17 protein-coding genes are annotated in these 22876 nt (G+C 64.7%); 2 read left to right on the top strand and 15 right to left on the bottom strand.

The genetic code is table 11. The annotated features are described in order from the left end of the window. Positions 1–113: 113 nt before the first annotated feature. Entirely contained in the window at positions 114–1079 is a 966-nt protein-coding gene (locus tag ACRSCF_RS03465; RefSeq protein ID WP_244387763.1) for a LysR family transcriptional regulator, read from the top strand. A gap of 22 nt (positions 1080–1101) precedes the next feature. Here ACRSCF_RS03465 and ACRSCF_RS03470 read toward each other — a convergent pair whose 3' ends face one another. From ACRSCF_RS03470 to ACRSCF_RS03480, 3 genes are all read right to left on the bottom strand, one after another. After that, complete coding sequence (locus ACRSCF_RS03470; protein WP_046237941.1) at positions 1102–1962, bottom strand: hypothetical protein; 861 nt, start codon at positions 1960–1962, stop codon at positions 1102–1104. 180 nt (positions 1963–2142) lie between these two features. After that, positions 2143–3471: an MFS transporter gene (locus ACRSCF_RS03475; RefSeq protein ID WP_126312704.1), complete on the bottom strand. Its 1329-nt coding sequence runs from the start codon at positions 3469–3471 to the stop codon at positions 2143–2145. Positions 3472–3519: 48 nt separating this feature from the next. Next, the gene (locus ACRSCF_RS03480) at positions 3520–5172 is read right to left on the bottom strand and encodes a GMC family oxidoreductase (protein WP_034363228.1); all 1653 of its coding nucleotides are present in this window, start codon (positions 5170–5172) and stop codon (positions 3520–3522) included. Between the two features lie 165 nt (positions 5173–5337). Between ACRSCF_RS03480 and ACRSCF_RS03485 the strand changes: the two genes are divergently transcribed. After that, positions 5338–6138 (top strand): IclR family transcriptional regulator, encoded by an 801-nt coding sequence (locus ACRSCF_RS03485; protein ID WP_034363231.1) that lies wholly within the window; start codon positions 5338–5340, stop codon positions 6136–6138. Positions 6139–6272: 134 nt separating this feature from the next. Here the strand turns inward: ACRSCF_RS03485 and ACRSCF_RS03490 are convergent, their stop codons facing one another. The 12 genes from ACRSCF_RS03490 to ACRSCF_RS03545 all read right to left on the bottom strand — a co-directional run bounded on the left by ACRSCF_RS03490 (position 6273) and on the right by ACRSCF_RS03545 (position 22811). Then, positions 6273–7559, bottom strand: a complete 1287-nt coding sequence (locus ACRSCF_RS03490; RefSeq protein WP_034363235.1) for a TRAP transporter large permease — start codon at positions 7557–7559, stop codon at positions 6273–6275. Between the two features lie 149 nt (positions 7560–7708). Further along, positions 7709–8224, bottom strand: a complete 516-nt coding sequence (locus ACRSCF_RS03495; protein ID WP_013800419.1) for a TRAP transporter small permease — start codon at positions 8222–8224, stop codon at positions 7709–7711. Positions 8225–8374: 150 nt separating this feature from the next. After that, a complete protein-coding gene (locus tag ACRSCF_RS03500) occupies positions 8375–9361 on the bottom strand; it encodes a TRAP transporter substrate-binding protein (RefSeq protein WP_244387764.1) in 987 nt (328 codons plus the stop codon). 232 nt (positions 9362–9593) lie between these two features. Next, positions 9594–9926 (bottom strand): helix-turn-helix domain-containing protein, encoded by a 333-nt coding sequence (locus tag ACRSCF_RS03505; protein WP_013800421.1) that lies wholly within the window; start codon positions 9924–9926, stop codon positions 9594–9596. Continuing rightward, the gene (locus tag ACRSCF_RS03510; RefSeq protein ID WP_013800422.1) at positions 9923–10267 is read right to left on the bottom strand and encodes a type II toxin-antitoxin system RelE/ParE family toxin; all 345 of its coding nucleotides are present in this window, start codon (positions 10265–10267) and stop codon (positions 9923–9925) included. Before ACRSCF_RS03510 ends, ACRSCF_RS03505 begins: the two co-directional genes overlap by 4 nt. A gap of 152 nt (positions 10268–10419) precedes the next feature. Beyond that, complete coding sequence (putP, locus tag ACRSCF_RS03515) at positions 10420–11922, bottom strand: sodium/proline symporter PutP (RefSeq protein WP_047218444.1); 1503 nt, start codon at positions 11920–11922, stop codon at positions 10420–10422. A 79-nt stretch (positions 11923–12001) separates the two neighbouring features. Continuing rightward, complete coding sequence (putA, locus tag ACRSCF_RS03520) at positions 12002–16039, bottom strand: trifunctional transcriptional regulator/proline dehydrogenase/L-glutamate gamma-semialdehyde dehydrogenase (protein WP_244387765.1); 4038 nt, start codon at positions 16037–16039, stop codon at positions 12002–12004. A gap of 182 nt (positions 16040–16221) precedes the next feature. Continuing rightward, positions 16222–17229, bottom strand: a complete 1008-nt coding sequence (locus ACRSCF_RS03525) for a fimbrial protein (RefSeq protein ID WP_209671757.1) — start codon at positions 17227–17229, stop codon at positions 16222–16224. A 143-nt stretch (positions 17230–17372) separates the two neighbouring features. Beyond that, the gene (locus ACRSCF_RS03530) at positions 17373–18161 is read right to left on the bottom strand and encodes a hypothetical protein (protein ID WP_244387766.1); all 789 of its coding nucleotides are present in this window, start codon (positions 18159–18161) and stop codon (positions 17373–17375) included. 115 nt (positions 18162–18276) lie between these two features. After that, entirely contained in the window at positions 18277–21168 is a 2892-nt protein-coding gene (locus ACRSCF_RS03535) for a fimbria/pilus outer membrane usher protein (RefSeq protein ID WP_289240850.1), read from the bottom strand. Between the two features lie 114 nt (positions 21169–21282). Beyond that, positions 21283–22065 (bottom strand): fimbrial biogenesis chaperone, encoded by a 783-nt coding sequence (locus ACRSCF_RS03540; protein ID WP_199136519.1) that lies wholly within the window; start codon positions 22063–22065, stop codon positions 21283–21285. A gap of 104 nt (positions 22066–22169) precedes the next feature. Further along, entirely contained in the window at positions 22170–22811 is a 642-nt protein-coding gene (locus ACRSCF_RS03545; RefSeq protein WP_082254100.1) for a fimbrial protein, read from the bottom strand. Positions 22812–22876: the final 65 nt, after the last annotated feature.

Raw genomic sequence — 22876 nt, forward strand, 5'->3', positions numbered from 1 at the left:
ATCCTTGGTGTGATGTCCAGTAATGTCGCACTGCAACATACCTTTGTGTAGATGGAATAATGGAAACGGATCTGTTCCTGTGTGGAATAGATGATCCTTTTCTCGGAGACACCATGCCCGCACTTGTTCCTCTCGCCGCCGCCGACACGGGCAGCGCCGATGCCAACCGCTTTGCCGAGCTGGAAATGCTGATCCTGGTCGCCGAGCGCGGCAGCCTCTCGGCCGCTGCGCGCCACCTGGGCATCTCCCCCTCGGCCGTGAGCAAAAGCATGTCGCGGCTGGAGGCGCGCCTGGGCGTGCAGCTGCTGCAGCGCAGCACGCGGCGCCTGCATCTCACGCCCGAAGGCTGCCAGCTGTTCGAGCGCGGCAAGCGCGTGCTGGCCGACCTGGAGGAACTGGAGGCCTGCGTGGCCGTGCGCAGCGAACCACGCGGCCTAGTGCGCATCAACACCAGCTCATCGACCGGAAAAATGCTGCTCGTGCCCCTGGTGCCGCAATTGCTTCAGCGCCATCCCGGGCTGAACCTGGAACTGAGCTTCACGGACCAGATCGTGGACCTGGTCGAGGCCGGCACCGACATCGCCGTGCGCTGGGGCCAGCTTCCGCCCTCGGACATGGTGGCGCGGCTGCTGGGCCACACGCGGCAGGTCATCCTGGCCTCTCCGCAGTACCTGGCCCGCATGGGCCGGCCCACCCATCCCGATGAGCTGGGCCACCATGTGCGCCTGGGCTGGAGCTACCAGCGCGCCATACCGCACTGGCCGTTTCTGGTGGACGGCCAGCGCGTGGCCGTCGATATCGGGGAGGTGGTGCGCGTCAACGACGGCGATGTGATGCGCGAGCTGGCGCTGCACGGCACGGGCCTGGCCCGCCTGTCGCTGTACCACGCCTGGGCCGACGTGCTCGCCGGCCGGCTGGTGCCCGTGCTGGAGGAATTCAACACGGGCGACCTGGAACCCATCCACGCCGTCTACCTGGGCAAGCCCGACCGCCTGCCCCCGCGCACGCGCGCCGTGCTCGACTTCCTGCAGGCGCATGTGGATCTGCGGCATGCGGAGCAGCTGCCGGCGCTGCCCTGAGGGGTGGCCGGCAGCGAGGGCGTCACTCCTGCTCGGCTGGCAGAGGTGCGGCGTTGAAGGACAGGTTCTCGATGATGTCGTGCAGCACGGTGGGCACTGGGTCCACGGGTGCGTCGGCCGCGTAGACGATGCCTGTACCCACGCCCTTCGGGTCAAGCAGGCGTTTGACCACCAGCACCTGTTCGGGGCGGGTGCCATTGGTGCGGGAGCTGCCTTCACCCTCGTTCACGCTGTAGACGAAGTAGTAGGAGCGCAGCAATTGGCCGTAGTTGTTGACCTTGACGCACAGGACGCCGCCCGCCAGATTGCCCCGGATCTGGTGTTCGCAACCAAACAGCCTGTCCGCCGTTTCCATCAGGCCATTGCCGTTCGCGGTGGCAGGCGTTTGCAGCTGCATATTCACCACTTCGGAAGCAACGCCTTCGCTGCCGAACGAAGTCAGCGCCCAGAGTCCCCGCAGACTGGAGGCCACGGCGGGGTAACCGAAGTTGAAACGCGAAATCGCCACTTCCTGTTCGCCGGGCAGCGTGATGAAACCCGACACGCCGCTGGTGAAGCGCATGCTGACCTGGCCCATGTTCCGGTCTTCGGAGCCCGACATCGGGCCGCTGCCCAGAAAGCGGCCGCCCTTGTAGCGGATCAGCGGAGCGGCAAAGCGGTTATTGGTCAGCGCGCCCGAGGTCATGTAGAAGGTGGGCTGGCCGCTGGGCTCGTAGGCATACATCTGCATGACCAGCGTGCCGTTCTGTGCATCGATGGCCAGCCCGCGACCCGGCTTGCCGTTGAGTTCGGAAGTCACGACCCAGGTGCCATTGCTGGGCATGAATGCGTGCGCCAGGCCGCAGCCCAGCAAGATGGCTGCTGCCAATGCTTTCTTGAACATGGTCCCTCTCTGTCTGATTAAGAAAATGCATGGGCATTCTAGCCATCGTCTTTACAAAGAGAAACAGTGCGATGTTTTTGAGTGGCTTTTGCTGGAGTCCCTGAAATGGGTTCGTACGCCGGCAATGTGTTTTCCAGCGTGCGTATTCAAACTTCTTGAAAGCGCCCGAGTTCCATCCATTCACAGGCCTGCCCTGGCATTGCCCACGGGCCGAAAGGCGCGGGCACCCTGTCCATCCCGCCCGATCGCCCAGGCACACCACGCCGATACCGCTCCCGCAAACACCACATACAGGCACACCAGCCACGGGCTGCCACCGGCTGTCTTGACCAGCGCCGTCGCAATGATGGGCGTGATGCCGGACGCGAAGATCCCCGAGAACTGGTAGACGAAGGAAATGCCGGTGTAGCGTACCTTGGCGTCGAACAGGTCGCAGAAGAGGGCGGCTTCGGGACCGTAGACCGCCGCGTAGAGAATGCCGAAGGGCACGACGATGGCGATCCATATCAGCAGCACATTGCCGCCGCTGTGGGCCATGAGCCAGAAGGCCGGGAAGGCCGAGACCGCGGTGATCAGCGATCCCCACAGATACACGCGGCTGCGGCCCATGCGGTCGGACAGGCGGCCGAACAGCGGAATCGTGAAGCACATCACCACGGCGGCGACCATCACGCCGATCAATGCGTCGGTGCGGCTGATCTGCAGGGTAGAGGTCAGGTAGCTGATCGAGAACACGCCGAAGACGTTGAAGAAAACGCCGTCGATATAGCGTGCGCCCATGCCCTTGAGCACATTGCCCGGATAGCGCCGCATCATGTCCATGAAAGGGATGGCCGTTTCCGCATTGCGTGCCTTGACGGCTGCGAATTCGGGCGTCTCCTTCACATGCAGGCGGATGTACATGCCTACGGCCACCATGAGGCCCGAGATCAGGAATGCGATGCGCCAGCCCCAGGCCATGAATTGCTCTTCGGTACACAGCCAGGACAGCAGGGCCACCACGCCCGAGGCCATGAACAGGCCGATGGCCAGGCCCACCTGGGGCAGGGAGGCATAGAAGCCCCGCTTTTCCTTGGGCGCGTATTCGTAGGCCATGAGCACGGCACCGCCCCATTCGCCGCCCAGGCCTATGCCCTGGGCCACGCGCAGCAGCAGCAGCAGGATGGGCGCGGCCACGCCGATCTGCGCATGCGTGGGCAGCAGGCCGATCAGGAAGGTGGACACGCCCATGATCATCAGCGTGACCACCAGGATGCTCTTGCGCCCCACGCGGTCGCCGAAGTGCCCGAAGATCACCCCGCCCAGCGGCCGTGTGACGAAGCCCACGGCAAAGGTGGTGTAGGCCAGCAGCGTGGAGATCAGCGGATCGTCGCTGGGAAAGTACAGCTTGCTGAACACGATGCCGGCGACCACGCCGTACAGGAAGAAGTCATACCACTCGATGGTTGCGCCGATGAGCGCGGAGGTCACCACCTTGCGGATGACCCTGGGATCGGTTGCCGTCGTCATGCTGTCTCCTGGTTGTCTGTCGCATTGCCGGGATGCAGGAACGGGCAGTCATGCGACCTTGAGCTGCCCTGTCTCTCCGTGCCTGTCTTCGCGAACCATGTCGGCGGCCTTCTCGGCCATCATCACCACGGGCGCATTGGTGTTGCCCGAGACCAGGGTGGGCATGACCGAGCAATCGACCACGCGCAGCCCGGCCATGCCATGCACGCGCAGCCGCGCATCGACCACGGCCAGGGCGTCGCTGCCCATGCGGCAGGTGCCGCTGGGGTGGAAGATGGTGGCGCCGTGGTTGCGGCAGAACTCCAGCAGCTCCGCATCGCTGTGCGCATCGGGGCCGGGCTTGACCTCGCGCTTCACGAAGGGGCGCATGGCCGGCGTGTCGGCAATGGCGCGTGCCGCGCGCACGGCCGCCACGTTGGTGCGGCGGTCCAGGTCGGTGGCCAGGTAGTTGGGCTGGATGGAGGGCGGCTCGAAGGCATCGCGCGAGCGGATGCGCAACTGCCCGCGTGACTCGGGCCGCAGCTGGCAGACCGACATGGTGAAGCCCGAGTACGGATGGACCTGCCCCCCTGCCATGTCGGCCGACAGCGTGGAGACGTGGAACTGGATGTCGGGCGTGGCGGCCACGGGCCGGCCCTGCTCGTCCCTGAGCGCACGCATGAAGCAGCCGCCCTGGTTGATGCCCACGGCCAGCGCGCCCGAGCGGAACAGCAGCCACTCCAGCCCCAGCCTGGTCCTGCCCACCCAGGAATTGAGCTGGTCATTGGTGGTGATGGGCTGGCTGCATTCGTAGCCCAGGCGTATCTGAAGATGGTCCTGCAGGTTCTCGCCCACGCCCGGCAGATCGTGCACCACGGGAATCCCCAGGGACTGCGACAGCGCGGCCGGACCTATGCCCGACAGTTGCAGCAGCTGCGGCGACTGGATGGCGCCTGCCGACAGAATCACTTCGGCCCGCGCCTGGGCCTGGCGCTCCTGCCCGCCTTGCCGGTAGCGGATGCCGGTGGCGCGCCGGCCGCGCAGCACCAGCTGCGTGGCCATGGCGTCGGTTTCAATGCGCAGATTGGGGCGGCGCCGGGCCTCGCCCAGATAGGCCTTGGCCGTGCTGCAGCGCAGGCCCTTGTGGGTGGTGAGCTGGTAGTAGCCTGCGCCCTCCTGGTCGCGGCCGTTGAAGTCCTCGGTGCGGGGCACGCCGACCTGGCCTGCACCGGCAATGAAGGCCTCGATCAGCGGATGCTGTGCGCCGATGTCCGAGACCTTGAGCGGCCCGTCCGCGCCATGGTCCGGGAAGGCGCCGCGCGCATTGCCTTCGGACTTCACAAAGTAGGGCAGTACCTCCTCATACGACCAGCCCGCATTGCCCAGCGCGGCCCAGTGGTCGTAGTCCTCGCGCTGGCCGCGCACGTAGATCAGGCCGTTGATCGAACTGCTGCCGCCCAGCGTGCGGCCGCGTGGCCAGTAGATGCGCCGGCCGTTCATGTTGGGGTCCGGGTCGGTCTCGAACTTCCAGTTGTAGACGGGGCTCCACATGGTCTTGCCGTAGCCGATGGGCAGGTGGATCCAGGGCGAGCGGTCCGGCGGGCCTGCCTCCAGCAGCAGCACCCGCGTGGCCGGGTCCTCGGACAGGCGCGCGGCCAGCACGCAGCCGGCAGAGCCTGCTCCCACGATCACGTAGTCATAGCTGTCGATGGGGTCCGGCATGCGGTGGCTCCTTTTTAGTTTCTTTTGAAGGAACTATTTGTTCCTTTGAGTGAAACTTATTCGTTGCCGCCGTGGACTGCAACCCCGCGCAAACCCTTGCCGCCTCCTGGCGATCAGGCATGATCGAAAGCGTTTCCGGCCTTCCACACGACACGACACCGCCCCATGCCGCCATCCCTTGCCAGCGCTGCCCCGGACCCCACCCCTGCACGGCAGGACGAAGCGAACTCGGTCTCCGACCGCTCGCTGGCCGTGCTCGATTTCGTCACCCAGGCCGAGGCCCCGCCGGGCCTCATGGACATCGCAGCCGCGCTCAATCTGCCCAAGGCCACGGCCTCGCGCCTGTGCTCCCACCTGGAGGCGCGGCAATGGCTGCTGCGCCACGAGGGTGACCGCAGCTTCTCCCCGGGCCCCAAGCTGCTGAGCCTGGCGGTGCGCGCCCTGCAAGCCGACCCACGCCAGGCCCTGCGCCATGAGCTGCTGTCCCAACTGGTGGCCCGTCTGGGCGAGACCTGCAACCTCACCGTGCTGGACGGCACGCGCGTGCGCTACCTGGACCGTGTCGAGACCCACTGGCCGCTGCGCATCCAGCTGGAGGCCGGATCGATGGTGCCCATCCACGCCACGGCCAGCGGCAAGCTGTTCCTGGCCCATATGCCTGCGGCCCGGCGCGCCGCCATTCTGGACAGCGTGGAACTCACCGCCTGCACGGCCAACACGCTGACCACGCCCGAGGCGCTGTCACATGAGTGCGCGCGCATCGTGCGCGAAGGCCACTCCTGCGACCGCGAGGAATTCATGCGCGGCATGATCGCCGTGGCCGTGCCCGTGCGCGATGCCAAGGGCCAGTGCCGCGCCACGCTGGCCGTACATGCGCCGGAGGCGCGCATGCCGCTGGCGCAGGCGCTGGAGGGTCTGCCGCACCTGAAGGAAACGGCCCAGCGCATGGCTGGCCTACTCTTCTGAGGCGCTGGGCACCCCGGAAAAAAAGGCCCCCACGCTACCCTTGCTGCGCAAGGTCCGTTGCCCCCAGGGGGCCGCTTCTTGCCTTGGGGCGGCCCGGCGGCAAAAAAAAGGGCCTCACTCGGAGGCCCTTGTCGTCACTGGAAGCCCAGCGTATGCGGCAACCAGGTGGACAGCGCGGGGATGAAGGTCAGCAGGCACAGCACCACGAAGTGCGCCAGCAGGAACAGCGGCATCTCGCGCGTGAGATCGGTGATGGACACGCGCGTGGCCACCGAGGTCACGAACAGCAGCCCGCCCACGGGCGGCGTGATCATGCCCAGCGTCAGGTTCACGATCACCACCATGGCGAAGTGCGTGGGATCGATGCCCAGGCTGAACGCAATGGGCGCCAGGATGGGCACCAGGATCATCACGCCGGGCAGCGGCTCCATGAAGATGCCGAACACCAGCAGCAGGATGTTCACCGCGATCAGGAACAGGGTGGGCGACAGCTGCCAGCTCACGATCAGCTCGGACAGGTACTGCGGAATGCCCTCCACCGTCAGCACCCAGGCAAAGGCCGCCGAAGTCGCCATCACCAGCAGCACCGAGGCCGTCAGCATGGCCGAGCGCGCCGCAATGCCCGGCAGCGCCGACCACTGCAGCGTGCGGTACACCCACTTGCCGCAGACCAGGGCGTAGAACACGGCCACCACCGACGCCTCGGTGGGCGTGAAGATGCCGAAGCGGATGCCCACCACGATGAGCACGATCAGCATCAGCGCGGGAATCGCCTTGAAGCTGTTGATCCACATCGTGCGGCCGTCGGGGCGCGGCTCGGTGGAGCGGTAGTCGCGCTTCCTGCACACCCACCAGTTCACGGCGGCCATGGCCAGCGCGATCAGGATGCCGGGGATGAAGCCGGCCATGAACAGCCCGCCAACGGAGACGTTTTCATCCTGCAGCGCGTAGATGATCATGCTCACCGACGGCGGAATGATGGGTCCCACGATAGCCGTGCTGGCCGTCAGCGCCGCCGCGTAGGAGCGTGCATAGCCGGCCTTGTCCATCATCTTGACCATCATCGAGCCGGGGCCGGCCGCATCGGCCAGGGCCGAGCCCGAAATGCCCGAGAACAGCGTCAGCGACAGCACATTGGCATAGCCCAGGCCGCCGCGCAGATGGCCCACGAACTGCGCGGCAAAGCGCAGCAGCACATGCGTGAGCGCGCCGCCCGACATCAGCTCGGCGGCCAGGATGAAGAAGGGCACGGCCATCAGCGGAAAGCTGTCTATGCCCGTGAACATCTCCTTGAACACGATGAGCTGCGGATAGCGGCCGCCCACGAAGACGGCCAGCGCGGCGGAGATCGCCAGCGCGAAGGCCACCGGAAAGCCCAGCGTGAGCAGGACGATGATGGCGATGAAAAGCGTGATACCCATGATGTGCGTTCGAATCAGTTATTCATGGCAGAGCGATGGAACTGACACGCTCCAAGGCAGGAGACACCAAGCAAGGGCCTGGGCCGGCCGCGCCGCCCCGCAGCGAGGGTGTCGTCCCCTGGGGGAAGGCGCGCAGCGACTCAGGGGGGTCATATGGATGCGGCTGCGTCGGCATCCATCTCGTCGGATTCGGCGAACGAGCCGTCTGCGATATAGCCGCGCGCAATGAACAGCAGATGCACCAGCATCAACACGAAGCCCACGGGCATGGCCGCGTAGACGAAGGAGATGGGAATGTCCGTGGCCGCCGTGGTCTGGAAGCGCGTGGCCCAGACGTACTGCGACGAGGCCACCGCCATCACCGCGCAGAACAGGCCCACGCCCAGCACCACAAGGCGGCGTAGCCACTGCGCCTTGCGCGTGCCCACCGAGCGGTGCAGGTTGTCGATGGCCACATGGCCACCGAAGCGCAGGACCAGGCCCGCGCCCAGGAAGGTGACCCAGATCATCATGTGCCGGGCCACTTCCTCGGCCCAGACAATGGAGTCGCCCGTGGTGTAGCGCAGCACCACATTGGCAAACACGATGCAGGCCATGGCCAGCAGCAGCACGATCAGCAGCCAGCGGTTGCAGGCCACAAGGGCGCGTTCGATTCGGTTGAGCATAGGAGTGGGCGAGGGCAGGAGGGGAGTGGCGCAAGGGCCGGGCTGCCGCCGGAGGTCAGATCATCGGCGCGGGCGCCGTGCGGGGCCACAGGTGTTGCCCGCAGCGGGTCGCCCTGCATTGCGGGCCGCAGCCCGCAATGCGTCAGGGGGTTACTTGGCGTTGGCGATGGTGTCCAGCGTCTTCTGGCCGAACTTCTTCGCGTATTCCTTATAGGCCGGATCCAGCGCGGTGCGGAAGGCGGCCTGGTCCACCTTCTCCACCACCTGCATGCCGTGGCTCTTGGCCTCTTCCACGCCCTTCTTCTCCACCGTGTCCACGAACACGCGCGAAGCGATGGCACCTGACTTGGCGCCCTGCGTGAAGGCCGCCTTCTGGCTGTCGTTCAGCGTGCCCCAGAACGAGGGCGACACCAGCAGGGCCATGGGCGCGTACACGTGGGCCGTCAGCGTCAGGTGCTTTTGCACCTGCCACAGCTTGGCCGAGGCCAGCACCGAGATCGGGTTCTCCTGGCCGTCGATCGTGCCCTGCTGCAGCGCACCGATCACTTCGGGCCAGGACATGGGCGTGGGCGATGCGCCCAGCGTGCGGAAGGCCGTGATGTGCACGGGGTTCTCGGTCACGCGGATCTTCAGGCCCTTGAGATCGGCCACGCCGTTGACGGCGTGCTTGTTGTTGGACAGGTGGCGAAAGCCCTGCTCGCCCCAGGCCAGCGCGACCAGGCCGCGCTTGCTGAACTTGGCCAGCAGCTCCTGGCCGAAGGCGCCGTCCAGCACGGCGCGCGCATGCTGCGTGTCGCGGAACAGGAAGGGAATGTCCACCACGCCCACATCGGGCACGAAGTTGCTGATGGCGCCCGTGGAGACGATGGCCGCCTCCACCGTGCCCAGCTGCAGGCCCTCGATCAGCTCGCGTTCGCCGCCCAGGGCGGACGCGGGGAACTGCTTGAACTTGTAGGCGCCGTTCGTGCCCTTTTCCACCGCATCGGCCCAGGCCTGGGCAGCCGCGCCGTAGTGCGAATTCACGGCCAGGGCGTAGCCCACCTTGACCTCCTTGGTCTGGGCCAGTACGGCGCCAGCCGAAGCAGCCGCCATGGCGGCCACGCAGGTCGAAAGAAGGGTGCGGCGGATCATTTGCATAGCGGCAGTCTCACTTGTTGTGTGTTGAAAAATGGCCCCCACGCTCCCCTTGCAGGGCAAGGTCCGCGGTCCCCCGCAGGGGGCCGCTTTTCATCCTGGGGCGGCCCGGCGATGAAAAAAAGAGCCCCTGGATTGTAGTGACCACTCCCCTTGTGGCGACCACGTACAAAGCGCTCGTCATGTGCGTTGAGGTACATCTGATTTGGCGATGTCGTGGGCAGCGACCGGCATATCAACCAATGGACAGACGCACCGGCTTTCCCACGCGGCTCAACATTTCAACCAGGGCGTCAATGGTGAACTTTGCAGTCTTTCTATTCACCACATCCGAGATGCGCGGGCGGGACACCATCAGGATCTCTGCCGCGTCTGACTGCTTCAGGTGATGCTGTGCAATCCATTGCGCCAGCTCCGCCATCAGCTGCTCCTTGAGAAGATGGGTGTCGTTGATCTGCTGGCGCGATGCAGCTTGCAGCTTCAATGCCTCGTCTTCAGGAAAGCCCAGCTCCAGAAAGAGGTTTGCCTTCGCCTTGGTCACATGGCGGATTTCTGTATCGATCTTCATTTGTTGGCCTTTCTCATGTGGACCACGGCACGGTAGCGCGCCGATGCGATGTCCTTGTCGTGCCGGCTTGTCACCTGTGATTTCTTCTGGAAGCAGTGCAATACATAGACCGCTTCCTCGAACTTGGCCACATACATCACCCGGAACGCTCCGCTGGCGTCCCTCACGCGGATCTCCCGTGTCCCGGCGCCCACGTCGTCGAAGGGTTTCCAGTCCTCCGGTTCCTGGCCTGCCTGAACCTTGCTCAACTGAAAGCCCGCATCTCGCCTGGGGCCTGCGGGAAAGTCCCGCAGATCGTCGTATGAGGATCCGACCCAGCGGATGTCTTTGTCCTGCTCCATGGAAGATCCTTGTATAAAATTTTATACAGGCATGCCGAAGGCGTAAAGCGGCTGTATGGCCTTTCGAGTGCGTGCATCAAAGCAAAAACGCCCGAGGCGCAGGCATCGGGCGTTTTGCGTCATGGCAGGGGTGCCGTCTTCGTGCGCACGGCTCAGCGTGCCCCGATCCGCTCGAACTCGTTCTCCACCGCCGCATGCGCCTTCAGGATGCTTTGCGAAGGCGCAGGGCCCATGCGGCTGACGACCACCGTGGCCAGCCAGGCCAGGATGAAGCCGGGGATGATCTCGTACAGGCCCAGCCAACCGAACTGCTTCCACACCAGCACCGTCACGGCGCCGGTGATGATGCCGGCCAGCGCGCCGCCGCGCGTCATGCGGCTCCAGAACAGCGACAGGATGATCACCGGGCCGAAGGCGGCGCCGAAGCCGGCCCAGGCGTAGCTGACCATGCCCAGCACCTTGGAGTCGGGGTTGCTGGCGATGGCGATGGCGATCAAGGCCACCAGCAGCACCATGGCACGGCCGATCCAGACCAGTTCGATCTGGCTGGCGTTCTTGCGCAGGAAGGTGCGGTAGATGTCTTCGGTCAGCGCGCTGGAGCACACCAGCAGCTGGCACGACAGCGTGCTCATCACGGCCGCCAGGATGGCTGCCAGCAGCGCGCCCGAGATCCAGGGGTTGAACAGCTGCTTGGTGATTTCCATGAACACCGTCTCGGCATTGGCGTTCACGGCGGCCGCGCCAGCGGGGTTGGCCGCGAAGTAGGGGATGCCGATGAAGCCCACGGCCACGGCGCCGGCCAGGCACAGGATCATCCAGGTCATGCTGATGCGGCGGGCCGAGGGAATGGTCTGCACCGACGATGCCGCCATGAAGCGCACCAGGATGTGCGGCTGGCCGAAGTAGCCCAGGCCCCAGGCCAGCAGCGAGACCACGCCCACGAAGCTGGCGCCACGGAACAGGTCGAACTTCTCTGCCGCCACGATGGCGTGCAGGTCCTGGCCCGGCTGCAGATGGCCCTGCACGGCCAGCCAGGCGATCACGGGCGCCAGGATCAGGGCCGTGATCATCAACGATGCCTGGATGGTGTCCGTCCAGCTCACGGCCAGGAAGCCGCCGATGAACACATAGGCGATGGTGCACAGCGCGCCCACCCACAGGGCCGTGCTGTAGGGCATGCCGAACATGTTCTCGAACAGGCGCGCGCCCGCCACCACGCCCGAGGCGCAGTACAGCGTGAAGAACACCAGGATCACCACGGCCGTCACGATGCGCAGCACGCTGGAGTGGTCCTCGAAACGGTTGGCCAGGTAGTCGGGCAGCGTCAGCGCATTGCCGGCACGCTCGGTGTACAGGCGCAGCCGCGCCGCCACCAGGCGCCAGTTCAGATAGGCGCCCAGGATCAGGCCGATGGCGATCCAGGCTTCCGACAGGCCGGACAGGTAGATGGCTCCGGGCAGGCCCATCAGCAGCCAGCCGCTCATGTCCGAGGCACCGGCCGACAGCGCCGTCACGAAGCTGCCCAGGCTGCGGCCGCCCAGGATGTAGTCGGAAAGATTCTTGGTGCTGAAGTAGCCGATGGCGCCGATGCCGAGCATGGCGACCAGGTAGATGGCGAACATGATCGCCGTCGGGTCGTTCCAGTTGAATTGCATTGAAGTGTCCTGCGTTGGTCGTGTTTTTTCGGGTGGTGCGGGGCGCTTGCCAGGGGCCGGTTGTGCCGGCCCCGGCGGTTCAAGCCATGGTCATCAGTTGAGCGTTTCCGCCTGCGGCAGCGGTATTGGTGCTGATGGATTGCTCGTGGAACAGCGCGGCCAGGTCATAGCCGCGGCCCGCGTGCAGCTCGTCGCTGTTGCGGCTTTCCACGCGCACCAGGGCGCCGTCGCGCGCGGCGACCTGGGCGCAGACCTGCAGCAGGGCGTCGCCATCGCCCTCGAACAGCAAGGCCGCCATGGGCGCTGCCGAATCGCCCAGGGAGTCGGCGCTGGCGCTGTGCAGCCATGGCACACCGGCATCGCCCGCAGCGGCGCGCAGCGCCTGCCAGGTGGCGGCGCAGCCGCTGTCGGCGCCTGTTCCGTTGTCGGGCAGCACCGCATGGCAGGCATTGCCGCTGGCCAGGGCCGCTGCCACCTGGGCCACCAGGCCCAGCGGCGTGCGCGGCAGTGCCCAGACGGGTCCGCGCGGCAGCAGGCGGTAGCGGTTGGATTCGCCCGTGGGGCCGGGCAGCGGCATGGCCGCGTCCAGGCGCGATGCGGAGGCTGCCGCATCGCAGGCGGCCAGGGCCTGCACCTGCTCGTCGGCGGACATGGCATCCGGCGGCGCCTTGGACAGTGTCTCGCGCAGCAGGCCCAGCAGCTGCAGCGGCGCCTGGACGGGCGACTCCGCCCGTGCGAAGACCGACAGCGCCGCGCTGGCAGGCCCCTGCACCAAGCGGTGCAGATACAGCGGGCCGCCGGCCTTGGGGCCCGTGCCCGACAGGCCCATGCCGCCAAAGGGCTGCACGCCCACCATGGCGCCGATCACATTGCGGTTCACATAGATGTTGCCCGCATGCACGCGCTGGGTGAGGTGGGCAATGGTCTCGTCGATGCGGCTGTGCACGCCGAAGGTCAGGCCGTAGCCGGTGGCGTTGATGCCATCGACCAGCGCGTCCAGCTGCTCGCGCCTGAAGCGGATCACGTGCAGCACGGGGCCGAAGACCTCGCGCTGCAGGCGCTCCGTGCTGTCGATCTCGATGAGGGCGGGTGCCACATAGTGGCCGTTGAGCACGCCGTCCTTGCGCTCCACGCGGGTGACCTTCTGGCCCGCTGCGGCCATCTGCTCTATGTGCTCCTCGATCTGGCGGCGTGCCGCGTCGTCGATCACGGGGCCCACATCGGTGCTCAGGCGGTCGGGGTTGCCCAGCGTCCACTCCTGCAGCGCATCGCGCAGCATGGTCAGCGTGCGGTCGGCCACCTCTTCCTGCAGGCACAGCAGACGCAGGGCAGAGCAGCGCTGGCCGGCCGAATCGAAGGCCGAGGCCAGCACATCGGCCACCACCTGCTCGGCCAGGGCCGAGGAGTCCACCACCATGGCGTTCTGGCCGCCGGTCTCGGCAACCAGCGCAATGGGGCGGCCTGCGGGCGACAGGCGGCGCGACAGCTGGCGCGCAATCAGGCGTGACACCTCGGTGGAGCCCGTGAACATCACGCCGGCCACCAGCGGATGCGCCACCAGGGCGGCGCCCACGGTCTCGCCCGCACCGGGCACCAGCTGCAGCGCATCGCGTGGCACGCCGGCCTCGTGCAGCAGGGCCACCATGGCGGCGGCCGTCAGCGGGGTCTGCTCGGCGGGCTTGGCCAGCACGGTATTGCCGGCAGCCAGGGCTGCGGCCACCTGTCCGCAGAAGATGGCCAGCGGAAAATTCCAGGGGCTGATGGCCAGCACCACGCCCAGCGGGCGCTGCGTGGCGTTGTCGAAATGCGCAGCCACCTGGGCGCCGTAATAGCGCAGGAAGTCCACCGCCTCGCGGATCTCGGCCACCGCGTTGGGCAGGGTCTTGCCGGCCTCTCGCATGATCAGGCCCATCAGCGGCTGGCTGCGCTGCTCCAGCAGATCGGCGGCGCGGGCCAGCGCATCGGCGCGGGCGGCGGCAGGCGTGCCGGCCCAGATCGGCGCGGCCTGGGCGGCGCGGGTGGCGCAGGCCTCGGCCTCCGCAGCGGTGGCCTCGCGCACCCAGCCCACGATGTCGGACAGCTCGGCCGGATTGCGCATGGCCTGCCAGCCCTCGGTACGCGCCGGGTCGGCAGGCAGGTCGGCCTCTGCGGGCGCGGCCAGATAGGTCTGGCGCGTGCTGTGCAGCAGTGCGGCGGCCAATGAGGCCAGCTGCTGCTCGTGCGCCAGATTCAGGCCCTGGGAATTGGCGCGGGCCTGCGCGTCTTTCTCGCCCTGCCGTGCAAACAGGTCGGCCGGCAGTGCAATGCGCGGGTGCGGCGCACCCAGCCGGCCTTCAACGCGGGCGATCTTCATCACCTCGTCCACCGGGTCGGCCACCAGCTCGGAGACCGGCACGGAGGCGTCACCGATGCGGTTCACGAACGAGGTGTTGGCACCGTTTTCCAGCAGGCGGCGCACCAGATAGGCCAGCAGCGTCTCATGGCTGCCCACGGGCGCATAGATGCGGCAGGGGCGGGCCAGCTTGCCTTCGGAGGCCGGGCCCGTCACCTGTGCGTACAGCGGCTCGCCCATGCCGTGCAGGCACTGGAACTCGTACTGGCCGCTGTAGTAGCTGCCGCCCACAGCCTGGGCCATGTGGTAGATGCTGGCCAGCGTCTGCGCGTTGTGCGTGGCGAACTGGGGGTAGACGGCGTCGGGCGCATCCAGCAGCTTGCGCGCGCAGGCCAGGTAGCTCACGTCCGTATAGACCTTGCGCGTATAGACGGGGTAACCGGCCTGGCCGCCTTCCTGGGCGCGCTTGATCTCGCTGTCCCAATAGGCGCCCTTGACCAGCCGCACCATCAGGCGGCGGCGGCTGCGGCGGGCCAGGTCCACCAGGTGGTCCAGCACCTGCGGGCAGCGCTTTTGATAGGCCTGCACCACGAAGCCTATGCCGTTCCAGCCCTTGAGCGAGGGCGCCGCGCACAGCGACTCCAGCAGGTCCAGCGACAGCTCCAGCCGGTCGGCCTCTTCGGCGTCGATGTTCATGCCAATGTCGTACTGCTTGGCCATCTCGGCCAGCCGCAGCACGCGCGGCAGCAGCTCGGCCATCACACGCTCGTACTGCGCTCGGCTGTAGCGCGGGTGCAGGGCCGACAGCTTGATAGAGATGCCCGGCCCCTCGAAGATGCCGCGCCCGTTGGACGCCGCGCCGATCGCGTGGATGGCCTGCTCGTAGGCCTGCAGGTAGCGCTGCGCATCCGCCTCGGTGGCGGCCGCCTCGCCCAGCATGTCGTAGCTGTAGCGAAAGCCCTGCTTTTCATAGGCGCGGCTGTTGGCCAGCGCCTCGGCGATGTCCTGGCCCGTCACGAACTGCTCGCCCATCAGCTTCATGGCGCGGTGCACGCCCTGGCGGATCAGGGGCTCGCCGCCCTTGCCGATCACGCGCGTCAGCGCCGAAGACAGGTTCTTCTCGCTGCTGGTGGATGTGAGCTTGCCCGTCAGCACCAGGCCCCAGGCCGCCGCGTTCACGAACAGCGAGGGCGAGCGGCCCACATGGGCGCGCCAGTCGCCCTTGCTGATCTTGTCGCGGATCAGCGCATCGCGCGTGGCACGGTCGGGAATGCGCAGCAGCGCCTCGGCCAGGCACATCAGCGCCACGCCTTCCTGGCTGGACAGGGAAAACTCCTGCACCAGCGCCGCCACGCCGCTGCCGGCCGGCGCATCGCGCAGGCCCTGTACCAGCCGGGTCGCCAGCTCGCGCACCCTGTCGGCCTGCTGGGCATCCTGGGCGCGTGCCAGCGGCAGCAGCACGGGCAGGCACTCGGGCTCGGGCCGGTGCCAGGCGGCCGTGATCGCGGCGCGCAGCGGCGTCTGCGGCAGGATGGATTGGGCGAATTCCAGAAAGGGTTGCACCTCTTGGCTGGCGTTGGGTTGCGCTTCTTCCAGCGCCACATCGCCCTGGCTGTCGCCCGCGCTGGACAGCCGGATGGTGGTCGCGCCGCGCTCCAGGGCATCGACGTACTGGACAACCGCCTGCTTGATCAGCCAGTGCGGTGTGCGCCCTATCTGCTGGGCGGCGATGCGGATGCGCTCGCGCAGAGCGTCATCAACCTTGATGCCTACGGTGGTGGACATGGTGTGCCAGTGAGGAATGGAAGAGGTGGGAAATGCGAATGGAGATGCACCATGAAGAAGACATGGTGCAACCTTGCTTGGTTGAAATGTCGCAGAGGTTGCGACGTTTTTGGACTGGGGTTAACCCTTTTGTCTCGTGGCCCAAGCCGATACCGCCGTGTTACGGCCGTGCTGCGACCGGCCTACTGGTAGTCGATGGTGAAGGTCGCCAAGGCATTTGCACTGCCACCGCCGCTCACGGTATTCCTGATTTGCCGGTAGCGCGCCTCCAGGTCGATCTGGAAATTTGCCGTGCCCTGCGAAATCGTGCCCGCCTGCCAGCCGTTGGCTGCGCCAAAGCCCTGGATCGCGCCATTTCTCAGCACCTCCACGCCAACGCCGCTGACCTGCGAGCCGGTCAGCGCCAGCACCGAGGGGACTTGCGTGTCCGTCGTGCCCGACAGCGTCACGAAAGGCTTGATCTGGGTGTTCGGGTCGCCGCCGGAGCAGCTCAGCTGGATGGAGAAGGGCACCTTGTCCGTGGTCGCACCCAAACCTGTGAAGCGTGTGTCGGGATGCGTGCCCAGCGGTACGCTGATGCTGTCCGACACCAGCGTGCAGGTGGGATTGATGGGGACCAGGGTGACACCGGAGAAAACGTATTGCGCGGCGAGTGCTCCGGCAATTTTCATTTCCATGTATGGTCCTGCCAGTTGGATATCTCCAAAAATAGTACTGATGGGTCCTGTTTTTATGAATTCTATTGTAATGATGAAATTTTCTCCCTCGGGAATGGGATACGAATTTGTCAGTATGGGCAGTTCGTTGGGAATTGTTCCAATCCCCTTCATCGATATGCGCAATCCTATTCCGGAGACATTGCTGGGGTAGATTCTGACATCAGGTGCTCCGATTCCTGAAAATGAAGGTCTGCTAGCGCCGGAGCAAACCACTTGCGCAATTATTGATGAATGAGTCTTGTTGTTGACTACTGGTTTAATCGGAATTGTTGCAAACACTTTGCCGTTTGGTTCGGAGTTTATGTTGATGGGTAAACTCAGGACCTGATTCACGGGGTAAGATGCAATGTAATGGTTCTTTCCATCAGTGGTCGGATTGGAGTCAGCCGGCATGCAGATTGCTGCATGGGATGCGGAAATGGTGGAAAAAATGATTCCCATGGAAAATGCGAAAAGCTTGTACATATTCATTCTGGTTCTCCATCTGGAATCAAGGCGGCACTTCGAAAGAACAACGTGGCGTCTTGTGCCGTTAGCCCTGGCATGTGCAGGCGCATGGCATCTCTGAGGAGTGCAGCGCCTGCTCCAAGGCCCTCGCAAAGTCAGGCTTGGGATCAGTGGCGGTTGAGCCAAAGCTGGGCGACACTGGAACTTCCCATAATCGGCTTGGTGCCTGGCAGTTCATCAGCAAGGCAGGATGGAGCTTTGGCGATCATTTTCGGCAGCCTGCCCTCAGCAGCGGGGCGACCGGAAGAATGGGCGACAGCGGCCGTGGTCGGGTTCTCTGCGCTGAGGCTCGCGGTGCAGAACGGACCGGTCGGAGCGGCGGCCTCACGGTCAAACTGGTATTGGGCGATGACCACGTCGTCGACCTTGTATTGAAGGAAAACCCCTTTGAGGGGCCCTGCCTGTTTGATCGGGCCAATCTTCACCAGATAGATAAAGATGGGAGCATCGGACAGTTCCTGGATGGGAAAGTAGCTCTGTATTGCATTGCTTGGGTCGGTCGGAACAGGCATTTTTCTGAAATCTATGCGCAGTCCTATGCCGGGAATGGAGCTCTCATAAGCCCGGTGCTTCTGGTGAAAGGTGCCCACGCCATACCAGCCAGAGGTTTGGTATTTTGCACAGAACATTGCACCCCCTTTCATTCCAGTATATTTCTTGTTGATGATATAAGGGAGAAAGGCGACGCGGCCCACTACACTGCCGATTGCACGAGATTCAATATCAAACGGCAGTGGGACCTCCAGCGTTCTACTGGGCAGGAGGACATAGTGATTTTTGCCATCGTTGATGGAATTGCCGACTCCATCGTTAGAGCAAAAAGCTTGCGCGTGTGCCTGGCCTATGGAAAAAATGAAGAGTACTGAGGACAATGCGATGGCACGGGTAATGGTCATGAAAATGCTCCGTTGCTGAATGAAAAGGCGGTTCTTGGATTTCAATATCGCAAGGCAGGTGACCGGCGGACCGCGTGCCGGAAAGGGGGTGGGCACAGCCATGTACCGCGTCGGTTCAGACGCCGACCGAGGCCTGGGCTTGCGTCGGCGAGTCCCGCAATTCACCCACCAGACTGCGATCGATCCGCAGGCCAGGGCTGTTGTCTGCCTGGCCGTCCGGCGCCAAGGGCGGCTGCGCCTGGCCCGTGTACTGCTTCGCATCGGCCGTGGTGCGCAAGACACTGATGCGCAGGCTCAGCCGCAAATCGCCAAGATGCTTCTCGGCCTGGAAGGGCAGGCTGGACTGGCGGATGGCGATGGGGCGCGAGGTCTCGGCTCTGTGTGTCAGCGCGGCCTGATGGGACGGCGCTGCGGCAAGATGGGACGGCACGCAGTGCAGGTCCATGCTGGCTGGCACACGGGAGCCGGTGGAGCGCTCCCGCGCCGGCAGCGAATAGGCCATGCTGCAATGGGCCGTGCCATCGCCACCCTTCCACTGGGCGTGCAGCTGTCCCTGGTCCGAAAGGCCGCGCAGCATGAGCTTGCCGGCCTGGCCGACCATGCCCAGGTCCTTGCCGCTCTCGTCCGAGACGACGGCGCCGAAAGGCACGGGCGACGTGTCTGCCTGCGTCAGGCGCAGCACGGCCGAGCGGCTGTAGGCCGTCCTGAACACCACCATGGCGGCGGCACCGGCCACCGGTGCGACGCGCCGGTTGGTTTCCTGCAGTTCCACATCCATTGACATGCCCTTGGGGTCCAGCGACACCTCGTTCATGGCATAGGGTGTCATGTAGGGCACCACGGCATAGCCCCGTGCATCGATGCGTACACCGGGCGCATTGGTGAGGCGCGCGCCCTCGGCATGCGGGGCCTGCACGATGGCGAAGGTCTCGCCCAGGGGCTGCGACAGCGTGACCCCTCCGCGGTGGGCGACCAAGGCGCCGCGCGCGCCCAGTGACAGTTGCTGGCCGGCCCGGCCCGCGCTCACGCTGCCGCTGAACAGCGTGTAGGGGCGGCGGTAGAGGGCATTGGCGCCTGCATTGAGGCGCGATCCCTGGTTGCCGCTGCTGCCGTATTCGGCATTCAGGCCATAGGAGAGATCGCTGCCGGCCTGCCCGTAGGTGCTGGCCTGCAACTGATTGCCGCCGCGCGAGTCATGTGTGAAACGGCTCATGACTCTGGGCTTTCCCGCCCCCAGCGGAATCGTCACCCCTGCGTACAGCTGCGTGCTGGGGCGGCCCCAGGCATCGCGCTGGCGCGAGGCCGACAGGTTGTAGGGAACGCCCAGCCACGAGCTGCTGTAGTTGAGCGTGTAGTCCACGCGGCGGCCCGCGCGGTTCCAGTAGTTGTCCATGGAGGCGGAAATGCTCAGGTTGCCGCCTTGCTCGCCCAGGCGCTGGCTCAGTGTCATTGCGGCGCGCGTGCGCGGGCGCGACAGCAGGAGCGGTGCGCCGCTGGCAGCGGGCCGGGTCAGGTCGCGCGCCCGCATGGCCTCGTTGATGCCGAAGAACCCGTTGGTGGAATAGCGGTAGGCAGCCAGGGTGATGCCCGTGCCGGACTCCGGGAAGGTCTTGGCGTAGGTGACTCTCAGGCTTTGTCCTGAGTAGCTGCGGTCATGGGGGATGCGGGTGTTGGCGTGTGTGAGGTCCAGGCCAAAGGCACCCCATGGTGTATTGAACACGGCGCCCACCGTGGGCGAGAAATAGCCCTTGGCGACCGTGGCGCCGCCATAGGCCGTGAGCATGTTCGAGAAGCCGTACTGCCAGCCTGCCTGCGAGAAGAACGGAGCGCTCTCACGCAGGCCGCGCACTGCGCCTGCTGTGAGGCTGTAGCGGTGCTGGCCCTCGCGCAGCGAACGAGGAACGGCCGCATAGGGCACCGAGAAGGAGCGCACGGAGCCGTCGGCCTCCTCGATGTCCACCTGCAGGTCGCCGCCATAGCCGGTGGGGTACAGGTCATTGATCACGAAGGCGCCCGGTGCCACCGTGGTCTCTTGCAGCTTGATGCCGTTCTGGCGGATGACTACCCGGGCGTTGGAATTGGCCACACCGCGCACCACGGGCGCGAAGCCGCGCTGCGACTCGGGCAGCATGCGGTCATCCGTGCGCAGCCGCAGGCCGCGGAAGGAGACCGAGTCCATGATCTCCCCGTCGGTGTAGGTGTCGCCCAGGATCAGTTGCGATGACCAGTCGGCGATGTCGCGCTGCGCATAGGCCGAGATGCTCTGATAACGGCTCGGTCCCTGATCGCTCCAACTGAACGAGCCACTGTGCCGGAAATGCCAGCGCGCATAGTTGAAGCCGCTGTTCAGGCCCAGGTAGCCCTGGGTGCTGCTGCCCGCTGGCCCGCCGCGCGCATGGTAGGTGTTGAAGTCATAGCCGAGCGTGCCGGTCGTCACGCCCGCGTTCCACTGCTCCGGACTCACGTAGCCGCTTGCCACGCGCCGCATCAGGATCTGGGGAATGCTCACATCCAGTCGTTGCAAACCTACGTTGAAGCTTGCGGAAGCGCCGGGGACGACCTTTTCAATGCGCAGGCACGCTGGGTCTCCATCCACAACATCCTCGTTCGCCGGCAGGCTCGCCATGTCAATGTCCATTTGCTCCAGCAGGGACATGTTGAAGCAGGGCTGGGCACTGGCACCCCGACTGCGTTGAGTGAACCGCACCTCGGTGCGGGCCATCCAGTTGCCGTTGACCAGAAGGTCCGGGTTGTAGAGACCCGGTTCCACAGAATTACCCTCTGCAAAACGCAAGACATCGATCCCGTCGCCTCCTCGCAGAAAGCTGCTGTTGAATTCGATGTGCTGTGCGCGTGCGGGCGGCATCCTGCCGGCGGTGTGCTCTGTTTGCGAGGCGCGCATATCCATTTGCCAACAGGCCAGTACTGCCAGCAGCAAGGCATGTAGTGGTTTGGCCTTGAACGGGAAACAGCCTGGCTTCCGTACCCTGTCGGCTTTTTTCTTCATAGCAATCCCTCTCGATGGACATGCCTTTTTTTGCACCTGCTGTGCCGTGCTGCCTACCTCGGCCAGTCACGCGTGACCGGCATGGAGGCTTTCGGTGCTGCGTTAGGGCTTCGGCTACCGTCGGCGCCCAAGTTCGACCCTGTGGCCCTCGGCACCACCCCAGTCGTTGAGGCTGGTGTAGACCACGACTGCGTCCGCAGGAAGCTCCTTGGGTAGTTGTTCGTTTTCGGCGGGCTTCTGGAATGCAAACTTTGCCGTTTCTCCTGGCAGCACATGTCCTACATTCATCTTGAAACTCTGGCCAGCTGCCTCTACGGCGATATGGCCCAGATTGGCGACATACGCGGTCGGATTACGGGCCTGAAGTACGGCCTGCCCGTCTCGGGTCGTGCTCGCGGACCACTGCAACTGCTCAGGCGCATCCTTCGGTTCGCCCGGAAGGCCCTTGGGGCGATATATCAGCTTGATGCGCGTGCGAAAGGCCAGTGCGAGGCTGCCCTGGGAGCCTTTCGCGTTCTCGGTCTTGGGCGGCACGTCCAGCACGTTGATCCAGAACAATGACTCTCTGTCCTGGAGTAGGGGCTGGCCGGAATGGATGATGCGCAGCATCTGCTGGTCCGAGGCTTCCAGGCGGGTGAGCGACGGCGCGATCACGAAGGGCACATCTATGCCCTCGGGCGCCATATCTCCATCGCCCGTGTCCAGCCATGACTGCACCAGCGATGGCAATTTTCCTTCATTGGAAATCTTGAGGGTGGCTTCCGTCTCGTCGCCTGAAAATATGACCCGTGTTCCATAGAGGACTATGCTGGCATTGGCCGGGAAGACGCAAATAAGCAATGCGGCCATGGCGAAACAATGTGACAGCAGACTGGATCGGCGATTTTTCACCGGCATAGGAGATCCTGAATTTCTGTATATGAGAGAAATGCCACAGGCATTGGAGGTGAATGCGCCAGCCACCAGAAGGTGGCCGGCGCTTCTCTGAGGCGGTGGACTGCCTATTGATAGTTCATGGTGAAAGTCGCTTCAGCATTCGCCTCTCCTGGGGCAAGGGGCACGGCAGCCACGTAGTACCTGGCGATGTAGTTGAGCGTATTGGTTCCTGATTGCAGGTTGACAGGCGCAGACGGGCCGCTCAGATCCCAGATGGCCGTTGTCGAGTTGTTCTCCAGTAACTGGATGTCGGCCGTGGCATTGCTCGTATTGATGCGGCCGTTCCTGATGGGGCCATCAAAACGGACCGTGGCAGTGGTGGGCTGACTGTTCGCTCCTGGGGTTGAGCAGCCATCCAGCCTGATGGTGATCGTTCTCTGATGGGCGGGAAGAGCAACGTTGCCCACGGCGCCACCGCCAGACGTGAAACCGCGGTCATTGGGAGGTACGATACCGAAATCGATCTTCTGGTCTCGACTTCCCAGATTGACGATGCAAGTGACAGGAGAAATATTTCCTGTGAATCTGACGATTCCACTCTGAGTGGATTGCGCATGGACAGAACTCAGTGCAAGCAAGGACAAGCCCGCAACCGAAAATTTCAATGCAGAAAATTTCATATTTATGCCTGATGAAATTGAGTTTGATGAATATGGTGGATTGAAGTAATGATCTTGTTTGAAACTTTCTCTTTGGCGCACCTCCATTTTTGATTTGATATTGGATATTTTTGAATGATTCCAGATATCGATGGCTATAGAGTTGCTGCTGC

The organism is Delftia sp. 11MD (genome assembly GCF_050907895.1).
Classification (GTDB): domain Bacteria; phylum Pseudomonadota; class Gammaproteobacteria; order Burkholderiales; family Burkholderiaceae_C; genus Comamonas; species Comamonas tsuruhatensis.

What these genes read in the sequence shown, in the direction of transcription:
- ACRSCF_RS03465 (WP_244387763.1), top strand. Translation starts at nt 114, where the DNA reads ATGCCCGCACTTGTTCCTCTCGCCGCCGCCGACACGGGCAGCGCCGAT.
- ACRSCF_RS03470 (WP_046237941.1), bottom strand. Translation starts at nt 1,962, where the DNA reads ATGTTCAAGAAAGCATTGGCAGCAGCCATCTTGCTGGGCTGCGGCCTG.
- ACRSCF_RS03475 (WP_126312704.1), bottom strand. Translation starts at nt 3,471, where the DNA reads ATGACGACGGCAACCGATCCCAGGGTCATCCGCAAGGTGGTGACCTCC.
- ACRSCF_RS03480 (WP_034363228.1), bottom strand. Translation starts at nt 5,172, where the DNA reads ATGCCGGACCCCATCGACAGCTATGACTACGTGATCGTGGGAGCAGGC.
- ACRSCF_RS03485 (WP_034363231.1), top strand. Translation starts at nt 5,338, where the DNA reads ATGCCGCCATCCCTTGCCAGCGCTGCCCCGGACCCCACCCCTGCACGG.
- ACRSCF_RS03490 (WP_034363235.1), bottom strand. Translation starts at nt 7,559, where the DNA reads ATGGGTATCACGCTTTTCATCGCCATCATCGTCCTGCTCACGCTGGGC.
- ACRSCF_RS03495 (WP_013800419.1), bottom strand. Translation starts at nt 8,224, where the DNA reads ATGCTCAACCGAATCGAACGCGCCCTTGTGGCCTGCAACCGCTGGCTG.
- ACRSCF_RS03500 (WP_244387764.1), bottom strand. Translation starts at nt 9,361, where the DNA reads ATGCAAATGATCCGCCGCACCCTTCTTTCGACCTGCGTGGCCGCCATG.
- ACRSCF_RS03505 (WP_013800421.1), bottom strand. Translation starts at nt 9,926, where the DNA reads ATGAAGATCGATACAGAAATCCGCCATGTGACCAAGGCGAAGGCAAAC.
- ACRSCF_RS03510 (WP_013800422.1), bottom strand. Translation starts at nt 10,267, where the DNA reads ATGGAGCAGGACAAAGACATCCGCTGGGTCGGATCCTCATACGACGAT.
- putP (WP_047218444.1), bottom strand. Translation starts at nt 11,922, where the DNA reads ATGCAATTCAACTGGAACGACCCGACGGCGATCATGTTCGCCATCTAC.
- putA (WP_244387765.1), bottom strand. Translation starts at nt 16,039, where the DNA reads ATGTCCACCACCGTAGGCATCAAGGTTGATGACGCTCTGCGCGAGCGC.
- ACRSCF_RS03525 (WP_209671757.1), bottom strand. Translation starts at nt 17,229, where the DNA reads ATGAATATGTACAAGCTTTTCGCATTTTCCATGGGAATCATTTTTTCC.
- ACRSCF_RS03530 (WP_244387766.1), bottom strand. Translation starts at nt 18,161, where the DNA reads ATGACCATTACCCGTGCCATCGCATTGTCCTCAGTACTCTTCATTTTT.
- ACRSCF_RS03535 (WP_289240850.1), bottom strand. Translation starts at nt 21,168, where the DNA reads ATGAAGAAAAAAGCCGACAGGGTACGGAAGCCAGGCTGTTTCCCGTTC.
- ACRSCF_RS03540 (WP_199136519.1), bottom strand. Translation starts at nt 22,065, where the DNA reads ATGCCGGTGAAAAATCGCCGATCCAGTCTGCTGTCACATTGTTTCGCC.
- ACRSCF_RS03545 (WP_082254100.1), bottom strand. Translation starts at nt 22,811, where the DNA reads ATGGAGGTGCGCCAAAGAGAAAGTTTCAAACAAGATCATTACTTCAAT.